The organism is Microbacterium sp. F2 (assembly GCF_052274505.1).
GTDB lineage: Bacteria > Actinomycetota > Actinomycetes > Actinomycetales > Microbacteriaceae > Microbacterium.
The window spans coordinates 126,823-147,668 of sequence record NZ_JBNVBV010000003.1; the positions used below are offsets into that span (position 1 = coordinate 126,823).

19 protein-coding genes are annotated in these 20,846 nt (G+C 69.0%); 14 read left to right on the forward strand and 5 right to left on the reverse strand.

Annotated elements, in window-relative coordinates:
- The first annotated feature begins 37 nt into the window (after positions 1 to 37).
- From ACQVDU_RS08330 to ACQVDU_RS08355, 6 genes are all read left to right on the forward strand, one after another.
- The gene (locus ACQVDU_RS08330) at positions 38 to 814 is read left to right on the forward strand and encodes an electron transfer flavoprotein subunit beta/FixA family protein (RefSeq protein WP_292707515.1); all 777 of its coding nucleotides are present in this window, start codon (positions 38 to 40) and stop codon (positions 812 to 814) included.
- Between the two features lie 10 nt (positions 815 to 824).
- The gene (locus tag ACQVDU_RS08335) at positions 825 to 1,805 is read left to right on the forward strand and encodes an electron transfer flavoprotein subunit alpha/FixB family protein (protein ID WP_292707517.1); all 981 of its coding nucleotides are present in this window, start codon (positions 825 to 827) and stop codon (positions 1,803 to 1,805) included.
- A 4-nt stretch (positions 1,806 to 1,809) separates the two neighbouring features.
- Positions 1,810 to 3,495 (forward strand): cytochrome b/b6 domain-containing protein, encoded by a 1,686-nt coding sequence (locus tag ACQVDU_RS08340; protein ID WP_443476843.1) that lies wholly within the window; start codon positions 1,810 to 1,812, stop codon positions 3,493 to 3,495.
- A gap of 130 nt (positions 3,496 to 3,625) precedes the next feature.
- Positions 3,626 to 4,891: a histidine kinase gene (locus tag ACQVDU_RS08345; protein ID WP_443476844.1), complete on the forward strand. Its 1,266-nt coding sequence runs from the start codon at positions 3,626 to 3,628 to the stop codon at positions 4,889 to 4,891.
- Positions 4,879 to 5,556, forward strand: coding sequence for a response regulator transcription factor (locus ACQVDU_RS08350; RefSeq protein WP_292707526.1), 678 nt, complete (start codon positions 4,879 to 4,881; stop codon positions 5,554 to 5,556). Before ACQVDU_RS08345 ends, ACQVDU_RS08350 begins: the two co-directional genes overlap by 13 nt.
- Positions 5,553 to 6,428, forward strand: a complete 876-nt coding sequence (locus tag ACQVDU_RS08355) for a hypothetical protein (protein WP_292707529.1) — start codon at positions 5,553 to 5,555, stop codon at positions 6,426 to 6,428. Before ACQVDU_RS08350 ends, ACQVDU_RS08355 begins: the two co-directional genes overlap by 4 nt.
- A 25-nt stretch (positions 6,429 to 6,453) precedes the next feature.
- Here the strand turns inward: ACQVDU_RS08355 and cofE are convergent, their stop codons facing one another.
- Positions 6,454 to 7,242: a coenzyme F420-0:L-glutamate ligase gene (gene cofE, locus ACQVDU_RS08360; RefSeq protein WP_443476932.1), complete on the reverse strand. Its 789-nt coding sequence runs from the start codon at positions 7,240 to 7,242 to the stop codon at positions 6,454 to 6,456.
- A gap of 46 nt (positions 7,243 to 7,288) precedes the next feature.
- Positions 7,289 to 7,795 carry a GNAT family N-acetyltransferase gene (locus tag ACQVDU_RS08365; protein WP_363493917.1) on the reverse strand — a complete coding sequence of 169 codons (507 nt, stop codon included), beginning with the start codon at positions 7,793 to 7,795 and terminating at the stop codon, positions 7,289 to 7,291.
- Between the two features lie 131 nt (positions 7,796 to 7,926).
- On the opposite strand from ACQVDU_RS08365, the gene ACQVDU_RS08370 reads away from it, so the two are divergent.
- Complete coding sequence (locus tag ACQVDU_RS08370; RefSeq protein WP_443476845.1) at positions 7,927 to 8,487, forward strand: acyl-CoA thioesterase; 561 nt, start codon at positions 7,927 to 7,929, stop codon at positions 8,485 to 8,487.
- Between the two features lie 51 nt (positions 8,488 to 8,538).
- Positions 8,539 to 12,264, forward strand: a complete 3,726-nt coding sequence (locus ACQVDU_RS08375) for a proline dehydrogenase family protein (protein ID WP_443476846.1) — start codon at positions 8,539 to 8,541, stop codon at positions 12,262 to 12,264.
- A 126-nt stretch (positions 12,265 to 12,390) separates the two neighbouring features.
- On the opposite strand, the gene ACQVDU_RS08380 is transcribed toward ACQVDU_RS08375, so the two are convergent.
- Together ACQVDU_RS08380 and ACQVDU_RS08385 are read right to left on the reverse strand one after the other, a co-directional pair.
- Positions 12,391 to 13,131 carry a YidC/Oxa1 family membrane protein insertase gene (locus ACQVDU_RS08380; RefSeq protein ID WP_443476847.1) on the reverse strand — a complete coding sequence of 247 codons (741 nt, stop codon included), beginning with the start codon at positions 13,129 to 13,131 and terminating at the stop codon, positions 12,391 to 12,393.
- Between the two features lie 126 nt (positions 13,132 to 13,257).
- Positions 13,258 to 13,530: a DUF6412 domain-containing protein gene (locus ACQVDU_RS08385; protein ID WP_300590893.1), complete on the reverse strand. Its 273-nt coding sequence runs from the start codon at positions 13,528 to 13,530 to the stop codon at positions 13,258 to 13,260.
- Between the two features lie 194 nt (positions 13,531 to 13,724).
- Between ACQVDU_RS08385 and ACQVDU_RS08390 the strand changes: the two genes are divergently transcribed.
- The 6 genes from ACQVDU_RS08390 to rocD all read left to right on the forward strand — a co-directional run bounded on the left by ACQVDU_RS08390 (position 13,725) and on the right by rocD (position 19,118).
- Entirely contained in the window at positions 13,725 to 14,972 is a 1,248-nt protein-coding gene (locus tag ACQVDU_RS08390) for an FAD-binding protein (RefSeq protein ID WP_443476848.1), read from the forward strand.
- Positions 14,973 to 15,078: 106 nt separating this feature from the next.
- Positions 15,079 to 15,513 carry a hypothetical protein gene (locus ACQVDU_RS08395; protein WP_300590891.1) on the forward strand — a complete coding sequence of 145 codons (435 nt, stop codon included), beginning with the start codon at positions 15,079 to 15,081 and terminating at the stop codon, positions 15,511 to 15,513.
- Positions 15,513 to 15,749, forward strand: a complete 237-nt coding sequence (locus tag ACQVDU_RS08400; RefSeq protein WP_292707549.1) for a helix-turn-helix transcriptional regulator — start codon at positions 15,513 to 15,515, stop codon at positions 15,747 to 15,749. Before ACQVDU_RS08395 ends, ACQVDU_RS08400 begins: the two co-directional genes overlap by 1 nt.
- On the forward strand, positions 15,746 to 16,771 hold the full coding sequence (locus ACQVDU_RS08405; protein ID WP_443476849.1) for an NAD(P)-dependent alcohol dehydrogenase: 1,026 nt from the start codon (positions 15,746 to 15,748) through the stop codon (positions 16,769 to 16,771). The genes ACQVDU_RS08400 and ACQVDU_RS08405 overlap by 4 nt, the downstream gene beginning before the upstream one ends.
- Before the next feature lie 236 nt (positions 16,772 to 17,007).
- Positions 17,008 to 17,895: a dimethylargininase gene (gene ddaH / locus ACQVDU_RS08410; RefSeq protein ID WP_344677933.1), complete on the forward strand. Its 888-nt coding sequence runs from the start codon at positions 17,008 to 17,010 to the stop codon at positions 17,893 to 17,895.
- On the forward strand, positions 17,892 to 19,118 hold the full coding sequence (rocD, locus tag ACQVDU_RS08415; RefSeq protein WP_331791916.1) for an ornithine--oxo-acid transaminase: 1,227 nt from the start codon (positions 17,892 to 17,894) through the stop codon (positions 19,116 to 19,118). The genes ddaH and rocD overlap by 4 nt, the downstream gene beginning before the upstream one ends.
- Positions 19,119 to 19,226: 108 nt before the next feature.
- On the opposite strand, the gene ACQVDU_RS08420 is transcribed toward rocD, so the two are convergent.
- Positions 19,227 to 20,789, reverse strand: a complete 1,563-nt coding sequence (locus tag ACQVDU_RS08420; RefSeq protein ID WP_443476850.1) for a molybdopterin-dependent oxidoreductase — start codon at positions 20,787 to 20,789, stop codon at positions 19,227 to 19,229.
- Between the last annotated feature and the right edge of the window lie 57 nt (positions 20,790 to 20,846).

Sequence of the window (20,846 nt, forward strand, 5' to 3'; positions counted from 1 at the left end):
CGGCGACCATAGACTCGATGCAAGAAGGAGGAGCGCGATGAGGATTCTCGTCCTGGTGAAAGAAGTCCCCGACACGTGGGGGGATCGAGTGCTCAATCTCGAGACGGGACTGGCCGACCGAGGTGCCAGCGAAGCTGTCATCGACGAGATCGGTGAGCGCTCTCTCGAGGTCGCGCTGTCGTACGCGGATGCCAACCCGGGCACCGAGGTCGTCGTGGTGACGATGGCGCCGGAGTCGGCATCCGGATCGGTGCGCAAGGCCCTCGCGATGGGGGCGGCATCCGCTGTGCACGTCGTCGATGACGCGCTGTTGGGCGCCGATCTGGGGCTCAGCGCCCAGGCGCTGTCGGCCGCGATCTCCCGCGCCGGCTTCGACCTCGTCATCACGGGAAACCAGTCCACGGACGGCTCTGGCGGTGTCATGGCGTCGATGATCGCGGAGCTGCTCGATGTCCCGAGCATCACGAGCATGAACTCCGTGACGATCACCGAGTCCGAGGTCTCGGGTGAGCGGTCGGTCGATGGCGGATCGATGACGGCATCCGCTGCTCTTCCGGCGGTGATCTCGATCACCGAACGGCTTCCTGACGCGCGGTTCCCCAACTTCAAGGGCATCATGGCGGCCAAGAAGAAGCCGGTCGACACGGTGTCGCTCGCGGACCTCGGGGTCGTCGCCGATGACCCGGATGCGGCGCGCTCGATCATGATCGCAGTGGCGCAGAAGCCGCCGCGCGCGGCAGGTGTGAAGGTTGTCGACGAGGGCGACGCTGGCGTACAGCTTGCGGAGTTCCTGATCTCGAACCGGTTGGTCTAAGGGGCAGATGATGGTGGATATCGCAGCTGATGCTGTTCTTGTCGTACTCGATGTCACCCCCGGTGGCGCGCTCGCGCCGAGCGCCGCTGGCCTGTTGGGGGCTGCGGCAGGCGTCGGAACCCCGGTCGCGCTGATCGTCGGAGACAGCGCCGAGGCCCTCGCACCCGCGGCGGCGGAGCTCGGGGCGGCGCTCGTGCTCACCGCGACGCCCGCGGGGCTCGGCGAGGCACTGGGCGTACCAGCAACGGATGCCGTTGCCGCAGCTGCCGCGCTCGTGAACCCGGATGCCGTGCTGCTGTCGCACTCGATCGAGTCGCGTGAGACCGCAGGTCGGTACGCTGCGCGGTCGCGTTCGGCGCTGTGCGTGGATGCCGTCGGCGTGACGCGTGACGACGAAGGAATCGTGGCGCACCACTCCGTCTACGGCGGTGCCTACAACGTCGAGGCTGCCGCCACATTCGGTGCTCCCGTGATCACGGTTCGCCAGGGGTCGATCGATTCGCGTGCGCAGGCTCAGCCTCTTGTCGCAGAGAAGCTCGACGTTGCCACGTCCGGCCGCAAGGCGGCGACCATCGGGTCGGTCGACGAGGTCGTCGTGACCTCCGCCCGCCCTGAGCTGCGCGGCGCGGCGAAGGTCGTCTCGGGTGGCCGTGGCCTGGGCTCGGAGGAGAAGTTCGCGCTGGTCGGTGAGCTCGCCGATGTGCTCGGCGCCGCCGTTGGCGCGTCGCGGGCCGCCGTGGACGCCGGCTACATTGCGCAGTCTGCTCAGGTCGGGCAGACCGGCGTGTCGGTTGCGCCGCAGTTGTATGTGGCACTGGGCATCTCCGGCGCGATCCAGCACAAGGCCGGAATGCAGACTGCCAAGACGATTGTCGCGATCAACAAGGATGCCGACGCTCCGATTTTCGAGATCGCGGACTTCGGTGTCGTCGGGGACCTCTTCACCGTCGTGCCGCAGCTGATCGAGACGCTGCAGGCGAAGAAGGCCTGACGCGATGGCGACCTACGCGCGCACCCTGCGTCGCGGCCTTCCCCGCACGCCCGGCGGCGACCCCTGGCCGCCAGCCGGTGAGATCCCCGGTGCGCTGAGTTCGGCATCCGTACCGCCGGCCGAGGCGCCGGTTGCGGCATCCGTGTCTGCCGGCGTCGCCTCACACGAGAGCGGCAGTTCTGCGCAGGAGCTGCGGGAAGATGCGCCGCAGTCGCACCAAACTGCCGCACCCGCGGGAGTGGCCGCGGTGACGGCTGCCGCCACAGTCGCGCTGGCTGCGCGGGCTGTGCGCCGGGGGTTGCCCCGCGTCCCCGGCGGCGAGCCGTGGCCGCCGGCATCCGTGGTCGCCGTCGCCGGCGTCCCCACCCCCGCGACCGCACCGTCGCCCGACAGCGGCACGTCTGTGCAGGAGCTGCGGGAAGATACGCAGCCGTCGCATGAAACTGCAGCACACGCGGGAGTGGTCGTCTCCACCGAAGCCTCCTTGCGCGCAGTGCGTCGGGGGCTACCTCGCGTTCCCGGCGGAGAGCCGTGGCCGACGTCCGAGATGGTCGCCGCGATCTCGACATCCGGCGCCGCGGTTCGTTTGCCCCAAAGCGTCGGCTCCGACGACGATGCACGGCGTGTTGCGGCGCACGAAGCGCAGACGGATGCCGGTTCCGTGGTTTCCACCGCAGCGGTCGCCGAGCGCCCGGCGTTCGACGTAAGCGTGCCGCTGCCGTTCACGCGGACGGTGTGGGAGGGTGCGTCAGCCCGCATGCGCCCCGCGCCGCGGCCAGAGCCCACCCGCGTCGGCCCGTTCACGCGGGCGCAGTGGGCAGGCACCGTCATCGTGGGCGGCCTCGGGCTGCTCTTCGCTGCAGGCATGGCAGTGCTGGCCGTGCGTTGGCTGCTCTCCCTCGACGGGATGCAGGACTTCCTCGCGACCTACCCCGGCGAATACCACCTGCCCGAGGGTGCGCCGGTGGGCTTCCCGGCGTGGCTCGGCTGGCAGCACTTCTTCAACGTGTTCCTGATGGTGCTGATCATCCGGTCCGGCCTCACCATCCGCACCGAGAAGCGCCCGAGCGTGTTCTGGGCGCCGCGGAACAAGCCCAAGGGCAAGGTCAGCCTGACGATCTGGTTCCACCAAGCCCTCGACATCCTCTGGATCGTCAACGGCCTCATCTTCGTGGTGCTGCTGTTCGTCACGGGGCAGTGGATGCGGATCGTGCCGACGTCGTGGGAGGTCTTCCCGAACGCCCTGTCGGCGGCGCTGCAGTACGTGTCACTGGACTGGCCGACCGAGAACGGCTGGGTCAACTACAACTCCCTGCAGCAGCTCGCCTACTTCACGACGGTGTTCGTTGCTGCACCGCTGGCGATCATCACCGGCGTGCGGATGAGCGGCATCTGGCCCAAGAACGCCAAGGCGTTGAACAAGGCGTATCCGGTCGAGTGGGCACGCAAGGTCCACTTCCCGGTGATGCTGTACTTCGTGGTGTTCATCGTCATCCACGTCATCTTGGTGTTCGCGACCGGGGCCCTGCGCAACCTCAACCACATGTACGCGGCGACCGACGCCGACAACTGGGTCGGGTTCTGGCTGTTCGTGCTGTCGCTGGTCGTGATCGCGGCAGCGTGGGTCGCTGCCCGTCCCCTCGTGCTGGCACCGATCGCGCGTCTGTTTGGGACGGTCTCGAGCCGCTGACACCGTGCGTTCGCCGAGGCATCCGTGACGGGGCTTCGGCGAACCCGGCCGGATGCCGGGGGTTATCCCCCCGGGATTCGACCGGCTGGCAGGGACGCGCAAAGCGGATGCCGGAACCTACCGTGGAGGCATGACGACAACGTATTCGCCGCCTCGGCCGGTCGCGACACCTGCGCGCGTGGCGGGAGCGATCGCTCAGCTCGCGGCCCTCGGTGTGATCGGCCCCGGGGTCTTCGCGATTCTCATGACACTTCTGGGGCTCGGCCTCGGGCTTCTGCCCGTGATCGGGATCGGACTCCTCTTCCTGCTCGCCTTCGTCTATGTTCTGTTCGCGCTGAGCTGGCTCGAGAACGCGCGCATCGACGGGCTCTACCGGTTCGGGCTTCCCGCCCGTCGCCCGCGGCGCAGCGCCAAGCCCGGATTCGGCGGCTTCCTCCACACCATCTGGCTGCAGTTCATCGACCCGGGCATGTGGCGCGCGGTAGCAAATGGTGCGATCGCGACGATCCTCGGCTGGATCGTGCTGAGTCTGGTCGGCGTCACAGCATCCGGTGTCGCGCTCGCCTTCTCACCGCTGTACGCGGGAACCGCGGATGCCGTGCGCCTGGGCAGCACGTGGATCGACGTGTCCACAGCCTGGGCAGTCCCGGTCGGCATCGTCGTGTCTCTGCTGGCGCTGGCAACCATCGTCGGTCTCGCCATCTTGCACGGCGTTCTCGCCCGCGCGATCGTGATCCCCTCACAAGAGGCAGTCCTGGCAGAGCAGGCCCGGCAATCGCAGGCTCAGCGTGCCGGCGCGGTGCGCGCGGCAGACGTCGAGCGCACCCGGATCGAACGTGACCTGCATGACGGTGTGCAACCGCGGCTCGTCTCAGTAGGGATGACGCTGGGTCTCGCGCAGCAGAAGATCGACTCCGATCCCGCAGCCGCGAAGGAGCTCATCGCCGAGGCACACACCTCGACGAAGGCGGCGATCACCGAGCTGCGGCAGCTGGCGCGCGGCATCCACACATCGGTGCTCGACGACCGGGGGCTGGATGCGGCCCTGTCGGCCCTGGCGGCGCGATCGCCCGTGCCCGTCGTGCTCGATGTTCGGATCACGGAGCGCTGCGCACCGACAGCGGAGGCCGCCGCGTACTTCGTCATCGCCGAAGCTCTCACCAACGCGGCAAAGCACTCGCGCGCGACCGAAGCGCGGGTGCTGGTGCGCCAGCGCGAGGGTGGCGTGCTCTGGGCCCGCATCGAAGACAACGGCATCGGCGGTGCTCAGATCATTCCCGGCGGGGGACTGGACGGCATCTCGAACCGAGCGATCGGCGCGGGCGGCACCTTCTCCGTCGACAGTCCCGTCGGCGGTCCGACGACAGTGGAAGTGAGCCTGCCATGCGCATCGTGATCTGCGAAGACTCGGTCCTGTTGCGGGAGGGCCTGGTTCGCCTGCTCGAGGATGCCGGCCACGAGGTGGTCGCGGCCCTCGGCGACACCGACGGCCTGACCGATGCTGTCGCCGACCTCGACCCTCAGCTGTGCATCCTGGATGTTCGCCTACCCCCGACCCGCACCGACGAAGGCATCCGCGCTGCCGTCAGTCTGCGCGCCTCGCGGCCCGAGCTTCCCGTGCTGGTGCTGTCGCAGTACGTGGAGGAGCGCTACGCGAGTGAGCTCATCGCCGGACGCGGCGGGGCCCTCGGCTACCTGCTGAAGGACCGGGTGGCCGACGTCGCCGAGTTCCTCGAGTCCGTCGATGCCATCGCGGCCGGCGGCACGGTCTTCGACCCCGAGGTCGTGGCGCAGCTGCTCGGCAGACGAGCACGCGACGAACGGATGCGGCGACTCACCGACCGGGAAGCCACGGTGCTCGCGCTGATCGCAGAAGGCAAGTCGAATCAGGCCATCGGGCGGACCCTCCACATCAGTGAGGGCAGCGTCGAAAAACACATCACCGCGGTCTTCCAGAAGCTCGACCTCGAGCAGGACGACTCCGGCAACCGGCGGGTGCTCGCCGCCCTCGCCCACATCGCTCACGGCGGGATGCCGCCCCAGACGGGAGAACTCTCATGACCACGAATCTCACTCCGCCAGCCGCTCCCGTATCGCCGGCCGGGCCGGATCTGCCAGCGGCTGACCCCGGACCCACCCCTTCGGGGCCGCGCGGATCGTCCACCGTCGTCGCCATCCTGATCATCGTCCTCGGTGCCCTGATCGTGCTCGGCACCATCGTCGGGGCGGTCTTCAGCACAATCCGGGCGGCCGCCGTGTCGACAGCATCATCGACGGTGGCGGTGCCCGGTGTCGATGCGCTCGCGATCGAACTGAACGCCGGGTCACTGGCCGTGGAGTATGCCGATGTCGACGAGGCAGAGCTCGAGGTCACCGCGCCCTTCGGTGGGGATCGGTGGACTCTCGAGCGCAACGGTGACACCCTCACCGTTGCTTCCCCCAGCTGGGAATGGGGGATGGGATGGATCTTCGGGGGCAGCGGCCGGGCTGTGCTCACGCTGCCCGAAGACCTCGAAGGCCTGGATGCCGAGCTTCAGATGGGCGCGGGGTCGTTCCACGCCGAGGGCGAGTTCGGTGTCGTCGACCTCACTGTCGGTGCGGGGGAGCTCACGCTCGACGGATCCGCCGAGGACGTGTCGGTCGACCTGTCTGCGGGGCGCGCAGTGCTCAACCTCGCGGATGTTGACACCGCGGACCTGACGGTCAGCGCCGGGTCGATGGATGCCGCGTTCAGTGGGGCTCAGCCCAGCGACATCCGTGCCGGAGTGAGCGCTGGTTCGCTCACCCTCGTCGTTCCCGACGGGGCGTACGACGTCACCTCTGATGTCTCAGCCGGCAACTTCCGCAATCAGCTCGGCAGCGACCCGGGCGCTGACAGCACGATCTCAGTGGAGGTCTCGGCCGGACAAGTGATGCTGCGCGCCGCACGCTGATGCGAAAAGCGACGGAGGGGGAAGCTCAGAGCTTCGCGCCTCCGTCGCCGCCGCTGGCCTCCCGAGCCGCAACGAGCCCCGCGGCGCGGCCGGCGGCGTAGGACTCGGCGGCGCCGGTGTGGAACATGTCGTGCTCGCGTGCTCGGATGATCGAATGGGCACCGGGCAGCTCGAGCGAACCCACGAGGTCGCTTCGTCCCCGAATGACCGCAACCGGCGTGCGTCCGGTCTTTCCCTTCACAAGGTCGGCAGCTGCAGCGAGCTCGTCGGCCACACACGGCATCGTCACCACGAGCGGCCGCCCCTCGGCGTCCGTCGCCCCGCGGAGGTCATCGAACACCCGGATGCCGGCCGCGCCGATCGCGGTGTCGGTCTGGCCCTCGCGCCATGCTCGCCCGAGGGTGTCGCTGATGATGACGCCGACTTCGGCGCCCGTTGCTTCGCGCACCCCCGCGGCGAGGGCGCGGGCTGAGGCATCCGGATCAACGGGAAGGAGCAGCACCGTGCCGTCGGGTGTGTTGGACGCGTCGACTCCCGCAGCCGCGGCGATGATTCCGAGGCGATTCTCGACGATCCGGGTGGTGTGCCCGGATGCCGCCATCCGCGTCGCGACGACGCGCACGGTCTCGGCGGTGATGGCATCCTCACGGTCGGCTGCGGCGACGAAACGCCCCTCTGCCTTCGAGACGATCTTGGAGGTGACCACCAGGATGTCGCCGTCGGCGAGCGAGCCGCCGACCGCACTCGCGATCACGGTGACGAGGTCGTCACCGGTGACGATCTCGGGGATGCCGTCGAGTGCCCAGATCTGCAGCGATGTCACCGACGGTCCGTTCGAGCAGACCCGTCACGCCCCGCTGTCACCGGACGAAACGGACCTCGGTGAGCGTCTCGCCGAGGAAGGCCTCGTCGTGCGTGGCGCCATCGAGGGCGAAGCCGTTGCGCGCATAGAACCGATGAGCCCGCGGGTTGTCGGCGGCTACCCAGAGGTACAGGCCCTCGCCCTCATCGACCGCGGCATCGAAGAGCTGCTGTCCGACACCGGTGCCGTGGAAGCGGTGCAGCAGGTAGATGAAATAGAGCTCGCGCTCACGCGGAGCATCGTCGTCTCGGGCAGGTCCCGACCCGACGAATCCGACGATCTCGCCGTCAACGAGCGCCGCGCTCATGCGGTACTCATCGCCCTGGGCGGCCCAGTGCGTCCACAGCTCGGCGAGTCTCTTCGGCGAGACGTTCTCGAGTGCTGCCTTGCTGATGAGGTGGTCGTAGGTCTCGTGCCAGCACGTCGCGTGGACGCGACCGAGTTCCTGTGCGTCGACATCACGCACGGGCCTAACGACGACATCCGTCTGCGTTTCGGCGTTCATGGCCAGACTCTACGCGGGCGATCACGGGGAGAGAAATCGGCGCAAAAGACGAGCGGATGCGGCGGGCCCGCGCTGTGGGAATCCCACAACCGCGTGCCCCCGCGACGCGTTCTCCCCTAGCATCGCCCCTCGTGAACGTGATGTGGCGAACGATGCTCGTGATGTGGCGAGCGCGGCGGCGAAAGCGCCGCGAGGGGCTAGCGTCGCCCACCGGCGTCGCGCGGATTCGGCTCACGACGCTGCCGACTGACATCGACATCCTGCGGCACATGAACAATGGTCGATACCTGTCGCTGTTCGATCTCGGGCGCTGGGACCTGCTGATCAGGTCGGGTTTGCTTGACGCAATGCGTGAGCAGGGCTGGTACGCCGTGGTCTCGAGCGAGACGATCTCGTTTCGCAAGTCGCTCCAGCTCTGGCAGCGCTTCGATGTTGAGTCGCGCTTTATTGGTCACGACGACAAGGCGCTGTACCTCGAGCATCGCGCCGTCGTGAACGGCGAGATCTTCGCCCGTGCGATCATCCGCTCGCGCATGCTCAAGCGCGCTGGCGGAACGGTCACCCACGACGAGTTCTTCGCCGCCGTCGGCCGCCCCGACGACACCCCGGATGTCTCGTCCTGGATCCACGACTGGGCAGCGGCATCCGCCCTCCCTCCCACGAAGGCCGAGGCGCCGAGCGTCTGGAGCTGAACCCGGCCGCTGCAACCTCTTCTGCGGGTCGCCCGGACGTAGGCTGATCGCATGCAGGAGACCCCCGACGCGGCGCCATCCGCGCCGTCGGGCGACCTGGCGCAGCGCGCGATCGACCTCGCCGCGCGCTGGGTCGCCGAAGCCGCCGAGTTCCCCGCGGATGCCTCGGCCCAGCGCCTCGCCGGAGTCCTGAAGGATCCGAACGGCCTGCCGTTCACGATCGGCTTCGTCGACGGTGTCATGCGGCCCGAGAGCCTCACCGCCGCAGCATCCACGCTCTCGCGCATCGCGCCGCTCGCGCCGGAGTTTCTGCCGTGGTACCTGCGCGGTGCCGTGAAGGTCGGCGGGGCAGTCGCGCCCGTGCTTCCGACGCCTGTCGTGCCGATCGCCCGGCGCGCGCTGCGCGAGATGGTCTCGCACCTGGTCGTCGACGCCCGACCCGACAAGCTCGGCCCCGCTATCGCGGCGCTGCGTGAGGGCGGCGCGAAACTGAACCTGAACCTGCTGGGCGAAGCCGTTCTCGGTGAACGTGAGGCGCTGCGCCGGCTCGAGGGCATCCACGACCTCATCCGTCGCCCCGATGTCGACTACGTCTCGGTGAAGGTCTCGGCGATCGCGAGCCATATCTCGATGTGGGCTTTCGATGAGATCGTGGATGCCGTCGTCGAGCGCCTCACGCCGCTGTACCTCACCGCCGCGGCGGGGCTGCCGGAGAACGGCGGCCGCACCTTCATCAATCTCGACATGGAGGAGTACCGCGACCTCGACCTGACGATCGCGGTCTTCACCCGCATCCTCGAGGACGAGCGGCTGCGCGACCTCGAGGCGGGGATCGTCCTGCAGGCCTACCTGCCCGATGCGCTTCCCGCGCTGCGGGAGCTCACGGCGTGGGCGCGCCAGCGGGTCGTGGGCGGCGGTGCCCGCATCAAGGTCCGCCTCGTCAAGGGCGCCAACCTTGCGATGGAGCGGGTTGACGCGATCGTGCACGACTGGCCCCTGGCTACCTACGACCGCAAGCTGGACACCGACGCCAACTACCTGCGCTGCCTCGACGAGGCGCTGCAGCCGAAGAACACGGCTGCTGTGCGACTGGGCGTCGCCGGTCACAACCTCTTCGACATCGCCTACGCGTGGCTACTCGCCGGCGAGCGGGGCGTGCGCGAGGACATCGAGATCGAGATGCTCCTCGGAATGGCGCAAGGCCAGGTCGCCGCTATCTCACGCGAGGTCGGACACGTCCTCCTTTATGTCCCCGTCGTGCACCCGCAGGAGTTCGACGTTGCGATCAGCTATCTCGTGCGGCGGCTGGAAGAGAACGCGTCGAGCGAGAACTTCCTGTCGGTCGCGTTCGATCTCGCCGACGATCCTGCGCTGTTCGAGCGCGAACGGGATCGGTTCGTGGCATCCCTCGAACGAGCCGCCGATGCCGGGCTTGCGACCGGCCCCAACCGTCGGCAGAACCGGGCGCAGGAAGAAGCTGCCGACGGGGTCGGCGGGCCGCGCATTCTTCGAGATGCCCCGCCGCCCCATGTCGGTGGTCTGACGCAGGCCGTGCTCGGAATCGCCAGCTCCGCGGCATCCGACGATGGAATCGCCCGCTTCGGGGGCGTTGAGTACGTCGAGACGGCGATCTACTCCGCGACCGAGTCCGACGGCGTTGCAGCCGGCGCGCCGGGGTTCCGCAACGCTCGCGACACCGACCCGGCTCTGCCGGCGAACCGTGAGTGGGCCCGGCAGGTGCTCGAGCGCATGGCGGTTTCGACGGCAGGGGATGCCACGATCGAGGCATCCCGGGTCGCGGACGCCGATCGGCTTGAGGAAATCATCGCCGGAGTCCGCGACGCGGCACCTCGGTGGGGCGCGATGCCGGCAGCCGACCGGTCGGCGGTGCTGCAGGCTGCAGCCCGGGCGCTCGAGGCTCGGCGCGGCGAACTGATCGAGGTCGCCGGATCCGAAACGGGCAAGGTCTTCGCCGAGGCGGATATCGAGGTGAGCGAGGCCGTCGACTTCGCCAATTACTACGCCGCGACCGCGCGGGAGCTCGATCGGGTCAGCGGCGCGGTGTTCGTTCCCGCGCGCCTCACGGTCATCACGCCGCCGTGGAACTTCCCCATCGCGATTCCCGCGGGCGGTGTGCTGGCCGCGCTCGCCGCGGGGTCGGGTGTCATCTTCAAGCCCGCACCACAGGCAAGGCGCTGCGCTGCGGTTGTCGCCGAGGCCCTCTGGGAGGCCGGAGTCCCGCGCGACGTGCTCGCCCTCGTCGACATCGACGAAGGCGGCCTCGGACAGCAGCTGATCTCGCATCCGGATGTCGATCGCGTCATTTTGACCGGGTCGTTCGAGACGGCAGCCCTGTTCCGCTCCTGGCGGCCGGATCTGCCGCTGCTGGCCGAGACGAGCGGCAAGAACGCGATGGTCATCATGCCGTCTGCAGACCTCGACCTCGCGGCATCCGATCTCATGAAGAGCGCCTTCGGGCACGCGGGACAGAAGTGCTCTGCGGCGTCGCTCGCGATCCTCGTCGGCCCGGTCGGGCGCTCGGAGCGTTTCGCGCGTCAGCTCGTGGATGCCGCGACCGCGCTGCGGGTGGGGCCGCCGACTGATCCTCGGTCCGAAATGGGCCCCGTGATTGAACCGCCCCGCGGCAAGCTGCAGTGGGCGCTGACCACCCTCGACGAGGGCGAGCAGTGGCTCGTCACCCCCGAGCCGCTGGATTACGGACCCGAGTATTCCGGCAGGTTCTTCCGTCCAGGCATCCGTGTCGGGGTTGAGCCGGGTTCGCGCGTGCACCTCGAGGAGTTCTTCGGACCCGTGCTCGGGGTCATGCACGCGAACTCCCTCTCCCACGCGATCGAGCTGCAGAACGCCGTCGCTTACGGTCTCACGGCGGGCCTGTACACCCAGAACCCCGACGACCTCGCGCTCTGGCTCGACACCGTCGAGGCCGGCAACCTCTACGTGAACCGCGGGATCACCGGGGCGATCGTGCAACGTCAGCCGTTCGGTGGCTGGAAGCGCTCGTCGGTCGGGCCCGGCACGAAGGCCGGCGGCCCGAACTACCTCGTCGGCCTCGGCAGGTGGCGCGGGACGGATGCCGGTGCCCCCTCGTCAACGCTGCACCTGCGCGGTCTCGATTCGCGCATCACGACAGTCATCGAGGCTGCCCAGGCATCGCTCGACTACCCGGCGTTCGAGTGGCTCCGCCGCGCCGCGCTCTCGGATGCTGTCGCTTGGAACGAAGAGTTCGGACGGGTGACGGATGTCTCGCGGCTGGGCGTCGAGCGAAACCTCTTCCGCTACCGACCGGTCGAGGTCGCCATCCGGGCAACGGGGGATGCGACGTGGCAGGCGTTGCTGCGCGTCATCCTTGCCGGCATCCGTACCGGGTCGGTGACCACCGTCAGTGCCCCCGTCGGCCTGCCCGCTGCCGTCCGCCGTGCGCTGAGCGATCAGGACGTCAACGTCTTCGTCGAGACCGAGGACGAGTGGCTCGACCGCGTCGCCCGCCCCGAGCAGGGTGTCGCGGATGCCGTCGCCGGTGAGCCGCGGCCGACCCGCCCGCCCCGGGTGCGGCTGGTCGGCGGTGCCGACGCGGTGGCGGCGCTGCATTCCGCGCTCGCCGAGGCCGTCGGCGGGGACCCGGATGTCGCGATCTACGACAACGAGGTGACCACAGCGGGCCGCATCGAGCTGCTCCCGTTCCTGCACGAGCAGTCGATCACCATCACCGCCCACCGCTTCGGCAACCCCGACTCCTGGTCGGCCGAGGTGATCTAGCCGCGAGAACCCCACGCGGGCGGTGCGGTTGCTTGGTCGCAACGGCGCAGATCTTGCCCGACACGCCGGCTACGGCATCCGTGTGCCGGCGTGGCGGTCACGCCGTGCGCCGTTGCGGCCCCGGCATCACTCGAGCGGGTAGATCCGTCGCAGGATCCAGCGCTGGCCGAGAGTCCAGGTAACGGTGACGGCGAGGTAGATCGCGGCGGCCAGCGGCACGAACGCCGCGAGCACGAGGGTCAGGTAGGGCAGGAACCCCAGTGCGCGCTGCACGCCGGCGGATGCCAGGGGCGATGCATCCGGGTCCGGGGGAAGCGGTGGGTGAAAGGCGCGCCGCGTAACCTCGGCGACGGCCGCCATCAGCGCGAGAAGGATGCCGAATACGAGCGCCGTCTCGGCCGAGAACTGACCCAGGGAGTGGACGAAGCTGGTACCCAGCGGTACGCCGAAGAGGTGCTCGCTCAGCAGGTCGTTCGGGTGACCGGCGACGGTCGTGCGCAGAAACACCGCATAGATCAGGCCGACGATCGGAGCCTGGATCAGTGCGGGCAGGATGCCGGCGAGCGGTGAGGTGTTCTCATCGCGGTAGAGCTGCATCATCTCGCGCTGCATCCGTTCGGGGTTTTTGCGGAACCGCTTCTGGATCTCCCGCAGTCGCGGTGCCAGACGAGCGCGTACCTGCTCCGAGCGGGCCTGGGCGATGCCGGCGGGAATGAGCGCGGCGCGCACGAACAGGGTGATGATGACGATGGCGAGGGCGGCTGATGCGGCGCCCGCGAGAGGTGCGAGCAGGTCAGATAGGCCCATGAGCGTTTGGTAGGCGGTGTCGAGAAGGAAGGCGAGCGGAGGGAAGGCGAACAGGTCCATGGCGGACTCCCGGTGGGTCGATGACGGATGCGGGTGCGTCTGGCCGCAGGGTCATCGAACGTCCGGGCGCGCCCCATGACGGATGCGGGCGGGAGCTCCGGAGGAGCGGGACGAACGGGTGGCGGCCTAGGCCGCGAGTCCCGGTGCCCTCGGGCGGGCGTGGCCCTCGGCATCCGGGTCGCTCTGTTCCACGAGCGCGGAAGGGTCGATCTGTCCGCCGGCGCGGGCGAGGCGTTGCCGCGTTGATCCCGGCCGCGTGATCGCGTGGAGCGCGCCGACGGCGAGCGCGATTGTCGTGACGACGACCACCGCGAACGTCACGGTGTTCGCATCCGCGAGGGCCAGGAGGCCGAGCGTCGAGAGGATGAGGGCGAGCAGCGCACCGGTCGCGTTACGCATCCGTCGGCCTCCTCTCGCCAGTCACACGGTAACACCGGGCCCCCGCGCGGCGCCGTGGCGAGCCGCAACGGCGCAGATCATCCTCGACACGCCGGGTGCGGCATCCGTGTGCCGGCGTGTCGGCTAAACCGTGCGCCGTTGCGACCAGCCGACCCCGCGTTGCGCGCCGGCCCGGACATGCTGGAATGGGGGGCATGGTCGAGACGAACTGGGCGGGGAACCTCACATACCGAGCCGAGGGGGTGCGGGAGCCTGCGAGCCTCGGCGAGCTCGCCGACATCGTCGCCCAGACTCCGCGGGTGCGGGCGCTCGGAAGCCGTCACTCGTTCAGCCCGATCGCCGACACGGATGGCGTGCTCGTGTCGCTCGCGAGCATGCCGCGCGAGATCGAGATCGACACGGATGCCGCCACGGCTCGCGTCTCGGCGGGTCTTCGCCACGGCGATCTGGTGCCCGCCCTGGATGCCGCCGGGTTCGCGCTCGCCAACCTCGCCTCGCTGCCGCACATCTCCGTCGCTGGTGCCGTGGCGACCGGGACTCACGGGTCGGGAGATCGGATCGGCTCGCTTGCCACACAGGTGCTCGGCGTCGAGCTGATGACCGCCGACGGCGAGGCGCTGACGCTGCGACGCGGCGATCCTGACTTCGACGGCGCCGTCGTGGGGCTGGGAGCGCTCGGCATCGTCACGCATCTGACGCTCGAGCTCGGACCGGCTTACGAGATTGCGCAGACGGTCTATGACAGCGCCCGGTGGGACGACGTGCTCGCCCGGTTCGACGCGGTCACGGGCGCGGGAGACAGCGTCAGCCTGTTCACGACGTGGCAGGATGCCGACACGATCGACCAGGTCTGGGTGAAGGCGCGTCCGGGGCGAGCGAATGCCGACGCCGTGCTGGCAGCCGGCGGGCGCGAGGCAGACGGCCCGCGGCATCCGGTACCCGGCGTCGGGCCCGAGCCCTGCACGGTGCAGGGCGGGGTTCCCGGTCCGTGGCACTCGCGGCTGCCGCACTTCCGGCTCGAGTTCACGCCGTCAGCCGGCGCGGAACTGCAGAGCGAGTACCTCGTCGACCGGCGCGATGTTCCCGGCGCGGTCGAGGCGCTGAGAGCGCTCGCGCCGGCGATCGCCCCGCTGCTTTACGTGTGCGAGGTGCGCACGATGGCAGCCGATGACCTGTGGCTGAGCCCCGCGTTCGGGCGTGAGACCGTCGGTCTTCATTTCACGTGGCGACCCGACCCGGCCGGTGTTGAAGCGCTGCTGCCGCGCATCGAAGACGCCCTGCCCGCGTCGGCACGGCCCCACTGGGGCAAGGTCTTCGCGATGGATGCCGACCGCATCCGCAGCAGGTACCCGAGATGGGACGAGTTCGCGGTTCTCCGCTCGCGAATGGACCCCGGCGGCCGGTTCACCAACGCCTACCTCGCGCGCCTCGGCCTGGCCTGACACCCAGGGCGACCGAGTATATGTAAAGAAAACTTGACATAGTGAGCGCCGGAGCCGTACGCTCGGCAATGTCAAAGATTCTATACATCGGACGGGGATGATCGACATGGGGTACGTCGAGAGAAACACCTGGTCGCAACTGATCGCGAGCGCCGTCGGGACCATCGTGTACCTGGCGCTGGTGCTGCCACAGGTGTGGTCACTGCCCGTGGGTGAGATCGCCTGGCAGTGGCCGATGATCTGGACGATCGTCGGGGCCATCGTGGTTTCGATTGTGATCAGCATCCTGTGGGGAATCGGCGCGGGCATGCGTGACCCCGACGAGGAACACCGTGCCGATCAGCGCGACCGGGAGATCGAGCATCTCGGCGACCGGGTCGGACAGGCGTTCATGGTTATCGGCGGGCTGGCAGCCCTCATCCTCGCGATGGTGCAGGCCGAGTGGTTCTGGATCGGCAACGCGGTCTTCGCCGGCTTCTTCCTTTCCGCCTTCATCGGCGGCATCGCCCGCATCGTCGTGTATCGCCGGGGGATGCCGTAATGGTCAAGCCGACGAGAATCACCAACACCATTCGCGCGACCCGTGAGGCTGCCGGGATGACGCAGGCCGAGGTGGCGCGGCGCATCGGGGTCACCCGCCAAACGCTTATCGCGATCGAGCAGGGCAAGTATTCGCCCTCCCTCGAACTCGCCTTTCAACTCTCGCGACTGTTCGGAGTCGCGATCGACGACCTCTTCCAGTACCCGACGGATGCCGCAGACGGAGCGACAGCATGACCGAGAACGTATCCGCCCCGGGCTCTTCGACGCCCGCGACCACGATGCCCGCGTGGCTCCAGCACAGCTATGGCGGACCCGAGGTTGTCGTGTCCGATCAGCTCCCCGTGCCCACACCGGGCGCCACTGACCTTCTCGTCCGCGTACGAGCGTGCGGCATCCACGCCGGAGACGTGCGCCTGATGCGCGGCGACCCGTACCTCGTGCGGCTCGCGTTCGGCATCCGTCGCCCCCGGGCTCGCACGCGAGGAATGGATGTCGCGGGCACGGTGGTCGCGGTCGGACCCGGGGTGACGGGCTTTCGGATCGGCGACGAGCTGGTGGCCGAGATCGGCGTCGGCGGGGGTCTAGCCGAGTACGCGATCATGCCTGCCGCCAGAGCGGTAGCCCGGCCCGCCGACGTTTCGGCGCAGCTCGCCGCCGCGCTGCCCGTATCAGGCGGAACAGCAGTGCAGGCCCTGGATGCCGCGCACGTCGCTTCCGGCAGCCGCGTGCTCGTGATCGGTGCGGCGGGAGGGGTCGGCACCTTCACCGTGCAGCTTGCCGCCCAGCGCGGCGCCGAGGTGTGGGCACTGGCCGGCGAGCGGGCGCTCGATCTCGTGGCAGACCTCGGGGCCGGCCACGCGTTCGATTACACGCGGGTGCAGCCGGGATCTCCCGAGCTTCCCGCGGGATCCTTCGACGCGGTGATCGACATCGCCGGCACCGCCCCGCTCACCGAACTCCAGGGGCTGCTGCGAGACGGCGGCACCGTCGTGCTCGTCTCGGGCGCTGGAGGAAAGATCCTCGGCCCGATGGGACGGATGCTGGCAGCCGTCTTCCTGTCGCGGCGCCGCCGCCGCATCCGTCCCCTCGCTGCCGCCGCGAAGACCGAGATCCTGACGCAGCTGGTGGAACTGACCGCTCAGAGCAGCATCCGACCCGTGATCGAACAGACGTACCCGTTTGACGCAGCCCGCGACGCACTGGCCCATGTGGATGCGGGGCACGCCGTGGGCAAGGTCGTCGTGACGGTTGAGTAGCGCTCGCGCGCCGTGGCTAACTCCTCAACTCCACGTTGGATTTGCCGGGTCGAGCTCCCGAACTACCTCGCGGGAGTCAACGTTGAGGAGTTAGCCGCACCGCGCGGGGCCGGATGCCAGCGCCGCGCGGGGCGATCGTGCGACAATGGATGCCGGCGTGCCCGTGTCGTCGGCATCTTTCTGCTCCGTCGGGCCTCTGGACAGCGTCCGCCAGCCGCACTCTCCTGGAGAACGACGTGACGACCACGACGCCCGCACACAATGCCCCGACGACCCGCACGGCTCAGCGCCGCCGCTACCTGATGTGCCGACCCGAGCACTTCACGGTCAGCTACACGATCAATCCGTGGATGGAGCCCGCGAAGCCCACCGACACCGCCAAGGCTGTCGCGCAGTGGCAGGTGCTCTACGACACCTACCTGCAGCTCGGTCACCAGGTCGAACTGATTGACCCCGCCGAGGGGCTGCCCGACATGGTCTACACCGCCAACGGTGGTTTCATCATCGACGGCATCGCGTACGCGCCGAAGTTCCGCTTCGCCGAGCGCGCCGGCGAGGAGCGCCACTTCATCGACTGGTTCCGTGCCGCAGGGTTCGAGACCGTCATCCCCGAGGAAGTCAACGAGGGCGAGGGCGACTTCCTGCTTGCGGGCGACGTCATCCTCGCCGGCACCGGTTTCCGCTCCACCGGCGACAGCCACCGCGAGGTCGGCGATGTCTTTGGCAGGGAGGTCGTGTCACTGACCCTCACCGACCCGCGGTTCTACCACCTCGACACCGCGATCTCGGTGCTCGATCCCGTCGTCGGTGCCGCCCAGGGCGGGCCCGATGCCGCGAACATCGCCTACCTTCCGGGCGCCTTCGACGAGGCAAGCCAGCAGATTCTCGCCGAGCGCTTCCCCGACGCCATCCGCGTCTCGGATGCCGACGGCGCCGTGTTCGGCCTGAATTCCGCCAGCGACGGATACAACGTGTTCATCTCCCCACGCGCGACCGGGTTCGAGGCGCAGCTGCGCGAGCGCGGCTACAACCCGGTGCTCATCGACCTGTCCGAGCTCCTGCTCGGTGGCGGCGGCATCAAGTGCTGCACGCTGGAGCTGCGCGCGAAGCGGGAATCGGTATGAGCGCCGACCAGATCTCCGTCGATACGACCACACTCGAGATCATCCGGGCAGAAGACGAGCACCTCGCTCACAACTATCACCCGCTGCCGGTCGTGATTTCCCGCGGCGAGGGAGTGTGGGTGACGGATGTCGAGGGCAAGCGCTACCTCGACCTGCTGTCGGCCTACTCGGCGCTGAACTTCGGCCACGGGCATCCGGCTCTGTTGGCGGTGGCGCGGGAGCAGCTGGAACGGCTGACACTCACGAGCCGGGCCTACCACAACGACAAGCTCGGAACGTTTGCTGCGGCGCTTGCGAAGCTCGCCGGCAAAGACATGGTGCTGCCCATGAACACCGGCGCCGAGGCCGTCGAGACCGGCATCAAGGTCGCGCGCGCGTGGGGGTATCGGGTCAAGGGCATCCCCACGGATGCCGCGCGCGTGATCGTCGCGGGAGGGAACTTCCACGGCCGCACCATCACGATCGTCGGCTTCTCCGACGATCCAGCCGCGCGCGACGCTTTCGGCCCCTACAGCGGCGGCTTCGCGCAGGTTCCGTTCGGGGATGCTGCGGCCATCGAGGCAGCCATCGACGAGAACACGGCGGCGGTTCTTCTCGAGCCGATCCAGGGTGAGGCCGGCGTCATCGTGCCGCCGGAGGGCTACCTGCGGGAGGTTCGCGAGATCTGCGATCGCCACAACGTGCTGCTCATCGCCGACGAGATCCAGTCAGGGCTCGGCCGCGTGGGCGAGACCTTCGCGTGCGACCGCGAACAGGTCGTCCCCGACATCTACCTGCTCGGAAAGGCGCTCGGTGGCGGCATCCTGCCCCTGTCGGCTGTCGTGGCAAACGCCGACGTACTGGGCGTCATCCGTTCCGGCGAACACGGGTCGACCTTCGGGGGGAACCCGCTGGCCGCGGCCATCGGTGAGCGCGTCGTCGAGATGCTTTCGACCGGTGAGTTCCAGGAGCGGGCGCGCGCGCTCGGGGAGCACCTCGCATCGCGCCTCGCGGACCTCGTCGGCCACGGGGTCACCGCCGTTCGGGTCGCCGGCCTCTGGGCTGGCATCGACATCGATCCGCGGGTCGGAACCGGCCGTGAGGTTGCCGAGCGACTCCTGGCCCGCGGCGTGCTCGTCAAGGACACGCACGGCCAGACCATCCGGATCGCGCCACCACTGGTCATCCGCGCCACCGAGATCGACTGGGCAGTCGAGCAGCTGCGATTCGTCCTCGCGGCCTGACCGCCCCCGCCCGCCGCTGCAACGCGAGACTGCAACGTGCCCGCGAAACCGTTCGCTCCGAGCGCGGTTTCGCGGGCAGAGTGCAGTCTCGCGCGATGAGGATGCCGATTAGGCGACGTTGGCGATGATGGTGTGCCAGCCGGTTGCGCCGTCGGGAGCGGGCGGGGCCTGGTCGGACGTCTGGGTCTCGCCGTCTGCGTTCGTGGCGCGGCAGCGAATGGTGTGCTGACCGGCATCCGTCGCGTTCCACGGGATGCTCCACTGCACCCAGGTGTCATCCGAGACCGCGGTAGCAAGCTCGGCCTGCTGCCACGGGCCGTCATCGATCTTCACCTCGACGCCGGCGACCCCGACGTGCTGCTGCCACGCCACGCCGGCGATGACGGTCTGGCCTGCCGGCACGGTCACGCCCGACCGCGGGACGTCGATGCGGGACTGCAGTTTGACGGGGCCGAGCTCCGACCAGCCGCGCGGCGTCCAGTACCCCTCGGCCTGATCGAACCGGGTGACCTCGAGATCGACGACCCACTTCGTGGCCGACACGTAGCCGTAGAGGCCTGGCACGACCATCCGCACCGGAAATCCATGCTCGGGAGGAAGAGGTTCTCCGTTCATGCCGATCGCGAGGATCGCATTGCGGTCATCGGTCAGCGCTTCCAGCGGCGTCCCGGCGGTGAACCCATCGACCGAGGTCGACAGCACCATGTCGGCATCCGCCGTCGGGCGCGCCCTGGCGAGCAGTTCGCGGATCGGATAGCCGAGCCACACGGCATTGCCGATGAGGTCGCCGCCGATGTTGTTGGAGACGCACGTCAGGGTCGTCGTGCTCTCCTCCAGCGGGAGCGCGAGCAGCTCGTCCCAGGTGAGTTCGACCTCTTCCTCGACCATGCCGTGAATGCGCAGACTCCAGGTCGCGGGGTCAACCTGGGGAACGACGAGCGCCGTGTCGATGCGGTAGAAGTCGGCGTTCGAAGTGATGAGGGGCGAGATCCCCTGGATGTCGAGCTCGGCGCCCGCGGGTATCGGTGGGGCGGTCGTCGCGGGGGCCGGTAGCTTCAGCGCCTCGCGGACCGTCGTCACGGCGCGGGCGCCACCGCGGGCGAGGTTCCCGGCTACACCCGCGATGACGCCCACAGCTGTTGCGCCTCCCATCCAGACGAGTGCCTGGCGGCGACTTGGCCGGGTGTCGGCATCCGTGTCGGCAGCGTCGTCATCGCGAACCCCGCTGCGTCGCACCAGACCGATGAGGTACCGCAGTGCCATGACCGAGATGATGCCCGCAATGACGGAGGGGAGCCATGCGATGCCGCTGGCGTCGCTGCGCGTGAGGGCGACGACAGCGCCCACGACGCCGAACGCACCGAGGATGACCAGACCCCACGGGGGCTTGCGCAGCTGCAGGATGCCGGCGACACCGGCCAGCAGCACGAGCACGATCCCGATGCCCGTGAGCAGCGCGATCTTGTCATTCGTGCCGAACAGGGCGATCGCAAGATCCTTGCCCCACGGGGGCGCTGCATCGATGATCGCTCCGCCGATGACGGCGAAGGGGCTCGACGACGGAGCGAGGAGGGCCGCTGACAGTTCCCCGAGGCCCGCGCCCAGGATCGCCGCGGCGGCTCCTGCGAGAGCGGCGACGGCGGTGTCTTGCCTGTGTCGGGTGTCACCCACGTCCCCGAGGCTAACCGCGTTCGGAGGGGGTGCGGCCCGTTCGTAAGGAATCCGAAA

What these genes read in the sequence shown, in the direction of transcription:
- ACQVDU_RS08375 (WP_443476846.1), top strand. Translation starts at nt 8,539, where the DNA reads ATGCAGGAGACCCCCGACGCGGCGCCATCCGCGCCGTCGGGCGACCTG.
- ACQVDU_RS08385 (WP_300590893.1), bottom strand. Translation starts at nt 13,530, where the DNA reads ATGCGTAACGCGACCGGTGCGCTGCTCGCCCTCATCCTCTCGACGCTC.
- ACQVDU_RS08335 (WP_292707517.1), top strand. Translation starts at nt 825, where the DNA reads ATGGTGGATATCGCAGCTGATGCTGTTCTTGTCGTACTCGATGTCACC.
- ACQVDU_RS08350 (WP_292707526.1), top strand. Translation starts at nt 4,879, where the DNA reads ATGCGCATCGTGATCTGCGAAGACTCGGTCCTGTTGCGGGAGGGCCTG.
- ACQVDU_RS08400 (WP_292707549.1), top strand. Translation starts at nt 15,513, where the DNA reads ATGGTCAAGCCGACGAGAATCACCAACACCATTCGCGCGACCCGTGAG.
- ACQVDU_RS08380 (WP_443476847.1), bottom strand. Translation starts at nt 13,131, where the DNA reads ATGGACCTGTTCGCCTTCCCTCCGCTCGCCTTCCTTCTCGACACCGCC.
- ACQVDU_RS08390 (WP_443476848.1), top strand. Translation starts at nt 13,725, where the DNA reads ATGGTCGAGACGAACTGGGCGGGGAACCTCACATACCGAGCCGAGGGG.
- rocD (WP_331791916.1), top strand. Translation starts at nt 17,892, where the DNA reads ATGAGCGCCGACCAGATCTCCGTCGATACGACCACACTCGAGATCATC.
- ACQVDU_RS08345 (WP_443476844.1), top strand. Translation starts at nt 3,626, where the DNA reads ATGACGACAACGTATTCGCCGCCTCGGCCGGTCGCGACACCTGCGCGC.
- ACQVDU_RS08355 (WP_292707529.1), top strand. Translation starts at nt 5,553, where the DNA reads ATGACCACGAATCTCACTCCGCCAGCCGCTCCCGTATCGCCGGCCGGG.
- ACQVDU_RS08340 (WP_443476843.1), top strand. Translation starts at nt 1,810, where the DNA reads ATGGCGACCTACGCGCGCACCCTGCGTCGCGGCCTTCCCCGCACGCCC.
- ACQVDU_RS08330 (WP_292707515.1), top strand. Translation starts at nt 38, where the DNA reads ATGAGGATTCTCGTCCTGGTGAAAGAAGTCCCCGACACGTGGGGGGAT.
- ACQVDU_RS08395 (WP_300590891.1), top strand. Translation starts at nt 15,079, where the DNA reads ATGGGGTACGTCGAGAGAAACACCTGGTCGCAACTGATCGCGAGCGCC.
- ACQVDU_RS08365 (WP_363493917.1), bottom strand. Translation starts at nt 7,795, where the DNA reads ATGAACGCCGAAACGCAGACGGATGTCGTCGTTAGGCCCGTGCGTGAT.
- ACQVDU_RS08405 (WP_443476849.1), top strand. Translation starts at nt 15,746, where the DNA reads ATGACCGAGAACGTATCCGCCCCGGGCTCTTCGACGCCCGCGACCACG.